This is a genomic window from Reyranella sp., assembly GCF_050185545.1.
Lineage (GTDB): Bacteria > Pseudomonadota > Alphaproteobacteria > Reyranellales > Reyranellaceae > Reyranella.
Genome location: NZ_JBFWZI010000210.1, coordinates 1 through 10,977, shown reverse-complemented (window position 1 = coordinate 10,977; position 10,977 = coordinate 1). Strand labels below are relative to the sequence as shown.

General features: G+C 67.4%; 8 protein-coding genes. 5 read left to right on the top strand and 3 right to left on the bottom strand.

Annotated elements, in window-relative coordinates:
* The first annotated feature begins 365 nt into the window (after positions 1-365).
* Together AB7O82_RS32885 and AB7O82_RS32880 are read left to right on the top strand one after the other, a co-directional pair.
* Positions 366-1,343 carry an OmpA family protein gene (locus AB7O82_RS32885; RefSeq protein WP_428544496.1) on the top strand — a complete coding sequence of 326 codons (978 nt, stop codon included), beginning with the start codon at positions 366-368 and terminating at the stop codon, positions 1,341-1,343.
* Positions 1,344-1,484: 141 nt separating this feature from the next.
* A complete protein-coding gene (locus AB7O82_RS32880; RefSeq protein WP_428544493.1) occupies positions 1,485-2,519 on the top strand; it encodes a DNA topoisomerase IB in 1,035 nt (344 codons plus the stop codon).
* A 39-nt stretch (positions 2,520-2,558) separates the two neighbouring features.
* Here the strand turns inward: AB7O82_RS32880 and AB7O82_RS32875 are convergent, their stop codons facing one another.
* On the bottom strand, positions 2,559-3,761 hold the full coding sequence (locus tag AB7O82_RS32875; RefSeq protein WP_428544490.1) for a pyridoxal-phosphate-dependent aminotransferase family protein: 1,203 nt from the start codon (positions 3,759-3,761) through the stop codon (positions 2,559-2,561).
* 414 nt (positions 3,762-4,175) lie between these two features.
* Here AB7O82_RS32875 and AB7O82_RS32870 point away from each other — a divergent pair, with 414 nt between their 5' ends.
* Positions 4,176-5,324: a Gfo/Idh/MocA family protein gene (locus tag AB7O82_RS32870; RefSeq protein ID WP_428544487.1), complete on the top strand. Its 1,149-nt coding sequence runs from the start codon at positions 4,176-4,178 to the stop codon at positions 5,322-5,324.
* 52 nt (positions 5,325-5,376) lie between these two features.
* Here the strand turns inward: AB7O82_RS32870 and AB7O82_RS32865 are convergent, their stop codons facing one another.
* Positions 5,377-6,822: an APC family permease gene (locus AB7O82_RS32865; protein ID WP_428544484.1), complete on the bottom strand. Its 1,446-nt coding sequence runs from the start codon at positions 6,820-6,822 to the stop codon at positions 5,377-5,379.
* Between the two features lie 170 nt (positions 6,823-6,992).
* On the opposite strand from AB7O82_RS32865, the gene AB7O82_RS32860 reads away from it, so the two are divergent.
* The gene (locus AB7O82_RS32860) at positions 6,993-8,087 is read left to right on the top strand and encodes an amidohydrolase family protein (protein WP_428544481.1); all 1,095 of its coding nucleotides are present in this window, start codon (positions 6,993-6,995) and stop codon (positions 8,085-8,087) included.
* A 111-nt stretch (positions 8,088-8,198) separates the two neighbouring features.
* Positions 8,199-9,296 (top strand): calcium/proton exchanger, encoded by a 1,098-nt coding sequence (gene cax / locus AB7O82_RS32855; protein WP_428544478.1) that lies wholly within the window; start codon positions 8,199-8,201, stop codon positions 9,294-9,296.
* Between the two features lie 5 nt (positions 9,297-9,301).
* On the opposite strand, the gene AB7O82_RS32850 is transcribed toward cax, so the two are convergent.
* Complete coding sequence (locus AB7O82_RS32850; RefSeq protein ID WP_428544475.1) at positions 9,302-10,843, bottom strand: DHA2 family efflux MFS transporter permease subunit; 1,542 nt, start codon at positions 10,841-10,843, stop codon at positions 9,302-9,304.
* Positions 10,844-10,977: the final 134 nt, after the last annotated feature.

The following is a 10,977-nucleotide window of genomic DNA, read 5'->3' as shown; positions in this document are numbered from 1 at the left end:
CTCAGGATGAGGATTTCTTGGTTTAACGCCTATGGGGAGGTGCCCCGTCTTGCGGGGCGGAGGGGGAAGGCCGCAGACGAACTCCATGAATTTCCGACGTCGGAATTTTCATGGATCTCGCGTGAGGCCTTCCCCCCTCCGGCCCTTGTGGCCACCTCGCCCGATTACGGGGGAGGAAAGGGAGACGTGTCCGCTCCGCAGCTGAATGACGGGCGGAGAAAAGGAGCGCACGACCTCGCCCTGTGTTGCCAAATGGCCACACCGGCCGGCCCGTTCATTGCCGGCCCCGGAAGAGCGCAAGCGGATTGCGGCGGCATTGTGTAGTCTGTCACGCATCGCGCAATTACTGCTAGGGGAGATGGCACTTGATCAAACAAGCTTTCGCCGCTGCAACGGCGCTCGCCCTGATACCCTCGATGGCGTCAGCGCAGGAATTCAACCCCTTCCCCGGCTTTTACGTCGGTGCGGGTGTCGGCGGTGCTTGGTTCCTGACCCAGACGACTACGATCGGCGGTAACTTCAACAGCACGACCGGCCTGATCGCCGACCTTGTCGCCGGCTACGACTTCGTGGGACCGCGCCTCGAGGTCGAGCTCGGCTACGGATTCATTCCCTTCACCGCCACGCTTGCCAACACCGCAGCACAATCGAATTTCAGCGGTGTTGGTCACCAAGTGCACATCATGGCGAAGGCGCTTTACGATTTCATGCCGGCGTCGACCATCACGCCCTATCTCGGCGTCGGCGCCGGCGTCGCCTTCGTCGACAGCAATGCCCCGCTCGCCAGCACGCAGTTCGCCTATGAAGGCATCGTCGGCCTCGCCTACAACATCGACAGCCAGTGGCGCCTGGCGCTCGAAGGCCGCTATGTCGGCACCACCAACCCGACCTTCGTCGTCAACAACGTCACCATCGGCGTGAACAACTCCAACATCGTCGCGATGGTTTACGGGCAGTACAAGTTCGCCCCGCCGGCCGCGGCCGCGCCTCCGCCTCCGCCGCCGGCGGCCACCCCGCCCTCCTTCATGGTGTTCTTCGACTGGGACAGCGCGCGTCTGTCCGAGGCGTCGCTGAACGTCGTGCGCCAGGCGGCCGCGGCCTACAAGAGCAAGGGCAGCGCCCGCGTCACCGCGACCGGCCACACCGACACGTCGGGGCCCGAGGCCTACAACATGGCGCTGTCGCTGCGCCGCGCCAACGCCGTCAAGGATGCCCTGGTGCGCGATGGCGTGCCGGCCAACGTGATCACGGTCATCGGCCGCGGCGAGAAGGGCCTGCTGGTGCAGACCGGCGACGGCGTGCGCGAGCCGCAGAACCGCCGGGTGGAGATCATCATTCAGTAGCCGATCGACGGGCTTGGAGAACAGAAGGAAGGTCCCTCGCTTTCGCGAGGGACCTTTTTTCTTTGGCGGCAACCCGTCCCATCAAAGACCGGCTTGCGACGTTCGGGAACGCCAGGCCGGCAAAGGCGTTGCCTCCTCGCCATGTCGCAACGCGCCCTGATCGCGAGGCTCGCCAAGCAGAATGGGCTGGTCATCGTGTCGCCGCAGGCGCTCGATCTGCGGCGCCGGCGTTGTGGCAAGGGCTTTGCCTTCGTCACATCCTCGGGCGTGTTCCTGCGTGATACCGCCGATATCGCGCGGCTCAGGTCGCTCGCGGTGCCGCCGGCCTACGTAAATGTGCGCTATGCCAGCGACCCGGCTGCCCATCTTCAGGCGGTCGGCGAGGATGCCGCCGGCCGGCTGCAGTATCGCTATCACCCCAAATGGGCCGAGGTGCGCGAAGCCTTGAAAGCGCGGCGGCTCAACCGATTGGCAACGGCATTGCCGGGCATCCGGCGCGCGCTTGGCCGATGCCTGGCGTCGGAGGTCGTCGATCTGCGCTTCGCCGCGGCGTCGGTGATCGAGCTGGTAAGCCTGACGGCTATCCGCGCCGGCGGCGAGGAATACCTGCGCGATCACGGCACACGCGGCGCGACCACGCTCTTGAAGTCGAATGTGCGCTTGGGCGATGACGGCAAGCAGGTGACGCTGACCTTCAAGGCAAAAGGCGGCAACCCGTTCAGCCGGGACGTGAGCAGCAAGCGCCTTCACGCTGCCGTCACGCGCCTGCTGACGCTACCCGGCCGGCGCCTGTTCCAGGTCGCTGGCGCAGATGGGGTGGTGCGGCCCGTCCGGGCAAGCGACGTCAACGCCTTCCTGCGCAACACGACCGGCAGGCGCATCTCGCTGAAGGATTTCCGCACGCTGATCGCGTCAGCTGCCGCCCTTCGGGTGCTGGCCAGCACCTCGCCTGCCGAAACCGCCGCCAAGCGCCGCCGTCAGATCCGCGACACCGTCGTGGAGATCGCCGGGAAGCTGGCCAACACGCCGACCGTGTGCCGCACCTCCTACGTCCACGATGCCGTCATCGCCGCGTTCGAGGCGGGGGCGCTGAAGCGCGTGGCCAAGAGGAAATGGCGATCTCCCGTCGCCCACGCCGACGCCTTGGCACGCGTGGTCGCCAAGCACGCTGGCTGAACACGCGGCGTTTGCCGATCCAATCGATCGAGCAGAATTTTACGCCTTGACCTCGGCGCCGAGCCAGTCGATCGCCGCCTGCGCTCCGCCCTTGCCGTGCGGGATGCCGAGCGCGTTGAGGGCGACCTCGATCACGCTCAGCGTGCCGAGCATCATCGGCGCGTTGACATGGCCCATATGGGCGACCCGGAAGGCCTTGCCCGAGAGCTCGCCGATGCCGTGGCCGAGGATGACGCCGCACTTCTGGTTGCAGTAGGCGCGCAGCGCCTCCGGATCGTGGCCACCGCCGACCAGCACCGGAGTGACGGTGTCGCAGCGTTCGCCGGGCTCGATGATGTTGAAGCTGATGGCCTGGCCCTCCGCCCACACGCCAATGGCGCGGCGGACCGCCTCGGCGAGGAGCGCGTGGCGGCGGAAGACGTTGTCCATGCCCTCGGCGAACAGCATGTCGATGGCCTGGCGCAGGCCGAACAGCAGATGCTCGGGCGGCGTGCCGGCGTACTTCTGGTAGTGCTGGTCGCCCTCGCGGTCGGTCCAGTCCCAGTACGGCGTGCGCAGGCCGGCCGTCTTGTGGACCTCGCGGGCGCGGTCGTTGGCGGCGACGAAGCCCAGGCCCGGCGGCGCCATCAAACCCTTCTGCGAGCCCGACATCGCGACGTCGACGCCCCACGCATCCATGTCGAACGGCATGCAACCCAGCGACGCGACCGCGTCGACCATCAGCAGGGCATCGTGACCGGCCGCGCGGATGGCCTGCGCGATCGCCGGGATGTCGTTGACGACGCCCGACGCGGTGTCGATCTGCGCCACCAGCACCGCCTTGATGGTGCTGCCACCGTTCGCCTTGCGACTGTCGGCCTTGAGGCGAGCCTCGACCTCGGCCGGCCGCACGGCGCGCCGCATGTCGCCTTTCAGGATCTCGACCTCGACGCCCATGCGGCGGGCATTCTCGCCCCAGCCGATGGCGAAGCGGCCGCTCTCGAGCACCAGGATCTTGTCGCCCTTGGACAGCACGTTGGTGAGCGAGGCTTCCCACGCGCCGTGGCCGTTGGAGATGTAGATGTAGGCGCGACCCTTGGTGTTGAACACGCGGGCGATGTCCTTCAGGAGGCCATCGGTCAGCGCCAGCAGCGGGCCGGAGTAGATGTCGACCGCCGGCCGATGCATCGCCCGCAGCACCTCGTCGGGCACCGTCGTCGGCCCGGGGATGGCCAGGAATTCACGCCCCGCACGCACGCTCATTCTTTTCCTCCGCGGGCTCGTCGTGCCCAGATGACGCGAGCGCCGGCAGGCGCCCCGCAAACCGAGCGGCGCTTGCAGGAACGTGCAAACGCCGCACGGCGGAAGACTATCACACAAGGACCACTCCGAGGGTCCGGCATGAGAACATTTCCGGTCAGCCCTAACACGGCGAGGGGCGGGCCATTTCTTCCTCCCCGGCGTCTTCGCTGGGGACGTGCCCCCTCATACGGGGCGGAGCGGTCATCAGTCACGAGAGCCGAAGGGGCCCATGGCTGATGACCCCTCTGTCGCAGTAAGCGGCGACACCTCCCCAGCAAAGCTGGGGAGGAGGAGAAGGGACCGCGGCCCGCGATCACTACCGCGCGGTCTCGTTAGTCGCCACAATGCCGGCTCGACGGAGAAGGCAGAGGCGAGATGGCCGAGATCAAGATGGGCGTCATCATCAATGGCGCCACCGGGCGCATGGGCACCACGCAGCACATGGCCAACCTGCTGGCCATCGCCGCCGAGGGCGGCCTGCCGCTGGCCAACGGCGACAGGCTGATCCCTGACCTGCTGCTGGTCGGCCGCAACACCGGGCGGCTGGCCACGCTCGCCGCCTCGCACGGCAACCTCCGCTACACGACCCGCCTCGAGGAGGCGCTGGCCGGGCCGGACCAGATCTACATGGACTGCACCCACACCGGCGACCGGCCGGCCCGCGTGCGCCAGGCGATCGCCGCCGGCAAGCACATCCACATCGAGAAGCCGACGGCGCCGACCGTCGACGAGGCCATGGAGCTCGCCCGCCTTGCCGAGCGCGCCGGCCTCAAGCACGGCGTCATCCAGGACAAGCTGTTCCTGCCGGGCTTCGCCAAGCTGCTGGCGATCCGCCAGGCCGGTTTCTTCGGCCGCGTGCTCCAGGTGCGCATCGATGCAGGCTCGTGGATCTTCGATGGCACCACGCAGGCCTGCCAGCGACCGAGCTGGAACTACAAGAAGGCGCAGGGCGGCGGGCTGGCGCTCGATATGATGGCGCACTGGCGCTACATGATCGATCGCCTGGTGGCACCGGTCACCGGCGTATGCGCGGTGATGACCACCGCCATCCCCGAGCGCCTCGACGAGCAGGGCCAGCGCTACACGGTCGACGCCGAGGACACCTCGCACGCCCTGCTCCAGATCCAGCACGGCGCGGTCGGCGTCATCACCAACAGCTGGGCGACCCGGCTGCGCCGCGACGACACGATGGTGGTGCAGATCGACGGCACCGAAGGCTCGGCCGTCGCCGGCCGCCATCGCTGCTTCACGCAGGCTGCCGCCGACACGCCGGAAGCGTTCTTCGGCGCCTCCCATCCCGGCGGCATGGACCATCACAGCCTCTGGCAGGAGGTGCCCGACGCGGAAGGGCCGCTGCGCAATCCGTTCCGGCAATGCTGGGAGGCGTTCCTGCGCCATGTCGCCGAGGACGCGCCCTACCTGCCCAACCTGGTCGAGGGCGCCAAGGCCGTCCAGCTCGCCGATCTCGCCTATCGCAGCGTCGAGGAGCAGCGCTGGATGAACGTGCCGGAGCTGAAGCTCTAGGAGCCACGCTACGGCGGCGCGACGCTGGCAACCAACGGGCTGCCGGCTGCTCCTATCCCGGCACGCGGCCGAGTGCGGCATAGACCTCGGGCTTGCGCGCCTTGATCCGGAGGGCGAGGCCGATCCCGCCCAAGCCGATCAGCACCAGAAGCTCGGGAAAGCTCTGCACGAAGCGCGAGCTCGAGCCGCTCACCAGGTCGAGATGCAACGACATGAGGACGAGGCTGACCGCCAGCCCCAGCGCCGCGAGCCCCGGCGCCAGCAGGCTCCGCCACAGACCGACACCGCGGCTGTCGCGCCAGAAGAAGGCGACAACGGCGAGCGACACCATGATCTGCAGCATCAGGATACCGAGCGCGCCGAACGTTCCGGCCCAGGCGAACACCACGGTATAGGGATCGGAGCCGGCCAGCGCAAAGAGCGCCACCAGGCCGAGCGCGCTCGCCGTCTGCACCGCCCCGGCCAGCAGCGGCGACTGGTGATGCGGATGGGTTTCGCAGAGGCGCCGCCACATCAGTCCCTCACGGCCGACCGCGAACAGGTAGCGGTTGATCGTGTTATGGAACGACAGCGCGCAGGCGAAGATGCTGGCAACCAGCAGCAGATCCATCACCACGCCGGCCGGCCGGCCCAGCAGCGCCTTGACGGCATCGAGATAGAGCGTGGCGGTGTGCGTCGAGGCCTGGTCGTGGATATGGGCGGGGCCGTAATAAAGCGAGATCGTCCAGGTCGTGAAGGCATAGAAGGTGGCGATCACGGTGACGGCGATGTAGGTCGCGCGCGGGATGGTGCGCTTGGGCTCGCGCGCCTCCTCGCCGAAGATCGCCGTGGCCTCGAAGCCGATGAACGCCGATACGACGAACACCAGCGCCAGACCCAGCCCCGGCGTGGCGATGGCCTGGATGCCGAACGGCGCAAATGCGATCGGCCGCGCCGCATCAGCCGTCAGCAGGATCGCGATACCGAGCAGCAGCAGGATGGTGATCTCGGCGATCATGCAGCAGCCGAGCAGCCGACCGCTGAACTCGATGCTGCGCACGCCGCACGAGTAGACGACGATGCCGAGACCGGCGGCATAGACCCACCAGGCGACGTCCGGCCCGCCCGCCCATCTCACGATGTCGTTCACGAAGAAGCCGAACAGCCCGTACACGGCGACATCGACGGCGGTGTAGGTGGCGAGCGCGATCAGCACGCCGGCCACCCCGAGCGACGGGCCGAGGCCGGCTACGATGAAGGAATAGAAGCCGCCGGCATTGCCGACGAAGCCGCTCATCGCGGTGAAGCCGGCGCTGAACAGCAGGTACAGCGCGCCGACCAGCAGGAAAGTGCCGGGCACGCCCGGCCCGTTGCCAAGCATGAAGGCCGCCGGGGTGACGCCGACGACCGCGGTGAGGGGCGCCGCCGCGGCGATGACGAAGAACACGATGTGCGGGACGCCGAGCGCATTCCTGCGCAATTCACCGGCGGCGACGGACGTTATTGTATCGGACGACATTCGCGCGCGAATTCAGCACGGATGGCGGTTGGCCGACAACGATTTCGTCGCACACACGGGATTGCACGCGCGGCAACGGCCCGAGGGCGCCTTGCTTCCTGGTGCCCTACTTCTTCGTAAGCGTGAAGTTTCCTTGGGAGGACTGACATCCCACGTTAAGCTGCGCGCGCATGATCATCGACTGCCACGCCCATGTCTTCTCCCACTGGATCGGCCCCTGCGGGCATCCGACGCGCGACATCCACAACCGCTACCTGCAGCGCATGATCACCCGGACGGCGGCCTCGACCTTCCGTGCGCGCGACGGGGCGCCGGCCGACACGCGAGCGCTCTACCGCACCGACGATGCGGGGTGGAGCGGGCTCGCCGACGTCGATTTCCGGGTCGGCCGGTTCGGCCAGCTCGAGTTCACGCACGAAGGCGAGGATCATGTCATCCAGTACATGCCGGTCGGCATGCAGGAGATCACGGCGCCGCCCGAGCTGATGCTGGCACAGATGATGTATGCCGGTGTCGATCATTGCATCCTGCAAGCCGGCGGTTCCTACGGCGCGATGACGGAGATGAACGCTTTCTCCCAGCAGCAGTATCCCGGGCGCATGACCGGGCTGATGCATGTCGATGAGGCAATGGCGGGCAGCGAGCGCGAGCTCGCCAGGATCGACCATGCCTTCCACGGGCTGAAGCTCGGCGGCCTCTACTTCAACGTCGAGTCGATGAGCCGCCACGGGTTCCCCTGGCCGCTCGACGCCGCCCCGATGGCGCCGTTTTGGGACAAGCTCGAGCGGCTCGGCATCGTGCTCTGCCTCGAGCTGAGTTCCGGACCGACCTACGACCTGGCGGGCTACATGGGCCACATCGTGGCACTGAAGAACATCGTGAAGCGGCACAAGGACCTCAGGCTTCACCTGGCGATGAGCCCGCCGGTCGCGTTCTTCGCCAGGAACGGCCGCTACGAGTTCCCCGCCGAGCTCGAAGCCGTATATCGCCACGATCGGCTGGTGCTCGAGGTGATGTTCCCGATCACCTACGGCGGCCTGTGGGACTACCCCTACCCCGAGGCGCAGGCGCTGATCGAAAGCCTGCGCGACCAGCTCGGCGCGGATCGGCTGATGTGGGGCTCCGACATGCCCAACGTCGAGCGCTTCTGCACCTACCGGCAATCGCTCGACTACGTGCGCAAGTACTGCCCGTTCCTGACGGCCCGCGAGAAGGACCTGATCCTGGGCGACACCTGCGCGGCGTTCTATGGGATCGGAGGATAGGCCTCATACGCTGGGAGCGCGCCACTCCGATGGCGCTCATGGGATGCGTATTCATCAAGAGGAGCACCATCGGAGTGGCGCGCTCCCAGCGAAGAAAAGGGAGGGGCGGCCATGAACACCGTGCGTACCATCCTGCGCGAGACGCCGCTTGCGTGGCTGCTCTTCGCCGTGCCGATCGCGGCGTGGATGCATCAGGCACGGCCGCAATCGCCGTTGCTGGTGTTCGGGCTGGCCTGCATCGCCATCGTGCCGCTGGCCGGCCTGCTGGGGCTCGCCACCGAGAAGCTGGCGGCGCGCGTCGGCGAAGGGGTCGGCGGCTTTCTCAACGCCACCCTGGGCAACGCCGCCGAGCTGATCATCGCCCTGGTGGCGCTGCGCGCCGGCATGCTCGACGTCGTCAAGGCTTCCCTCACCGGGTCGATCATCGGCAACCTCCTGCTGGTGCTGGGCGCCGCCTTCCTGGCCGGCGGGCTGAAGCATCCCGTGCAGAGCTTCGCCACCATCGGCGCGCGCACCCAGGTCGGCATGATGGCGCTCGCCACCATCGCCATCGTCGTGCCGTCGATCCTGGCCGTGGCGGCGGGCGGCACGCTCGCCAGCCAGTCGGTAGCCTTCAGCATCGTTGTCTCGGTCATCCTGCTCGCGGTCTATCTACTGGGCCTGGTGTTCTCGCTTGGCACGCACGCCCATCTGGTGCGCGGCGACGGCCAGCCGGCTGACGGGGACGCGCACGGCGCGCCGTGGTCGCTGGCGCTGGCGATTGGCGTCATGGCGGTGGTGACGCTGCTGATCGTGTGGATGAGCGAGATCCTGGTCGGCACGGTCGAGCACGCCGCCCACGCGCTCGGCCTCACCAACCTGTTCGTGGGAGTCGTGGTGGTCGCCGTGGTCGGCAACGCCGCCGAGCACAGCACGGCGGTCCTCGTCGCCAGGCGCAACCGCATGGAGCTCGCGGTCGGCATCGCCGTCGGCAGCAGCACCCAGATCGCGCTGCTGGTGGCGCCACTGCTGGTGCTGCTGAGCCTGGTCGTGGCGCCGACGCCGCTCAGCCTCGCCTTCTCCGGCGTCGAGGTGCTGCTGATCCTGACGGCGACCTTCGTCGCCTCGATCCTGATTGTCGACGGCAAGTCGACCTGGTTCACCGGCGTCCAGCTGATCGCCGCCTACCTGATCATGGCGATCACCGTGTTCGCCATTCCGGCCGCCTGAGCACCCTACTCGCGCGCCACGCGGCTCATGAAGGCGGCGAGCGGGATCGCCGCCAGCGCGGTGAAGGCCATCAGGTGGAAGGCGTTCAGGTAGCCGATCATCGCGGCCTGGCGCAGGATCTCGTTCGACAGGCTGAGCAGGCTCGAGGTGCTCTCCAGGCTCCACGCCTGCGGCAGGCCGGGCAGCGCCAGCGACTTGTTGTAGGGCGTGATGTACTCGGTCATCTGCGAGTAGTTGGCGGCGGTCGAGCGGCTGACGATCAGCACCGAGATCGAGATGAACAGGCTGGAGCCGAAATTGCGCATCAGGGTGAAGATGGCCGAGCCCTCGGTCACCTGGCGCGCCGGCAGGGTCGAGAAGGCCATCACCGTCATCGGCGTGAAGGCGATCGACTGCCCCAGCCCGAGCATGAAATTGCCCCAGAACACGTCGTGCTCGGTGAGATTGATGTCCCATTCGGCCATCCAGAACCCGGCCGCGGCCTGGATGGTCATGCCGAGCACGATGGCGAAGCGCGGCGCGATGCGGGTGAGCCGGGCGATCACCAGGAAGGCCGTCCAGTTGCCGATGCCGCGGGCGGCGATCAGGGCGGCGATGGCATTGTCGGGATAGCCGCGCAGGTCGTGCAGCAGGGTCGGGAACAGCACGATGCTGATGAAGTTCAGCATGCCCATCACCAGCGCCAGCAGCACGCCCAGCGAGAAGTTGCGATCGAGCAGCAGGCGCGGATTGAGGAATGGCTCCGGCACGGTGAGGCAATGGACAATGAAGATGTAGAGCGCCAGGACACCGACGAAGGCGAACAGGATCATCTGGGTCGAATCGAACCAGTCGAGCCTGTGCCCGCGATCGAAGATCAGCTGGGCGGCCGTCATGGCGACGGAGAGCGCGATGAAGCCGATCCAGTCGAAGCGCACGACGGTTCGCGTGGTGTGGCCACTGAGGGCGAACCAGATGCACACCAGCGCCGCCACGCCCGGCGGCACGATCATGAAGAAGGCGGCGCGCCAGTCGTAGGCTTCGGTGGCCATGCTGCCCAGGATGGGCCCGAGCACGGGGCCGAACACCGCGCCGATGCCCCACATCACCAGCGCCGTGGGCTGCAGGTGCTTGGGGAAGGTCGCGAGCAGGATGGCCTGGCCGAGCGGCATGATCGGCGCGCCGAACGCACCCTGCGCGACGCGCGCCAGGATCAGCGTCTCGAGGCTGCCGGCGATGCCGCACAGCAGCGAGGTGACGGTGAAGCCCAGCACCGTGAAGAACATAAGATTGCGCCAGCCCAGCCGGCTCGCCAGCCAGCCGGTCATCGGCGTGGCCACGGCGGTGGCGACGAGGTTCAGCGTGATCACCCAGGAGATCTCCTCCTGGGTGGCAGACAGGTTGCCGCGCATCTGCGGCAGCACCAGGTTGGCGAGCGTAATGGTCATGCCGAACAGCATGTTGGCCAGTTGGACCATCAGCAGGATGAGCCACTGCCGGCCGCTGATCGTGAAAAGGCCGCCCTTCTCCGCACTTTCCGTGCTGACACTCGTCGTTTCGGCAGCCATCCCGGTCGTCGTCGAGCGGCCATCGCCGCGAACTCACGGCGACGATCATTCGGCAGAACGACCGCGAATGACAGGGAAAAGACGTCCCGGACCGGCGAACGCATTGCTGCCTTGCGCCAATCGATTCTCTTCTC

Bases quoted from the DNA above. Each gene is read 5' to 3' on its own strand.
- AB7O82_RS32870 (WP_428544487.1), top strand. From the start codon at position 4,176: ATGGCCGAGATCAAGATGGGCGTCATCATCAATGGCGCCACCGGGCGC.
- cax (WP_428544478.1), top strand. From the start codon at position 8,199: ATGAACACCGTGCGTACCATCCTGCGCGAGACGCCGCTTGCGTGGCTG.
- AB7O82_RS32875 (WP_428544490.1), bottom strand. From the start codon at position 3,761: ATGAGCGTGCGTGCGGGGCGTGAATTCCTGGCCATCCCCGGGCCGACG.
- AB7O82_RS32880 (WP_428544493.1), top strand. From the start codon at position 1,485: ATGTCGCAACGCGCCCTGATCGCGAGGCTCGCCAAGCAGAATGGGCTG.
- AB7O82_RS32850 (WP_428544475.1), bottom strand. From the start codon at position 10,843: ATGGCTGCCGAAACGACGAGTGTCAGCACGGAAAGTGCGGAGAAGGGC.
- AB7O82_RS32865 (WP_428544484.1), bottom strand. From the start codon at position 6,822: ATGTCGTCCGATACAATAACGTCCGTCGCCGCCGGTGAATTGCGCAGG.
- AB7O82_RS32860 (WP_428544481.1), top strand. From the start codon at position 6,993: ATGATCATCGACTGCCACGCCCATGTCTTCTCCCACTGGATCGGCCCC.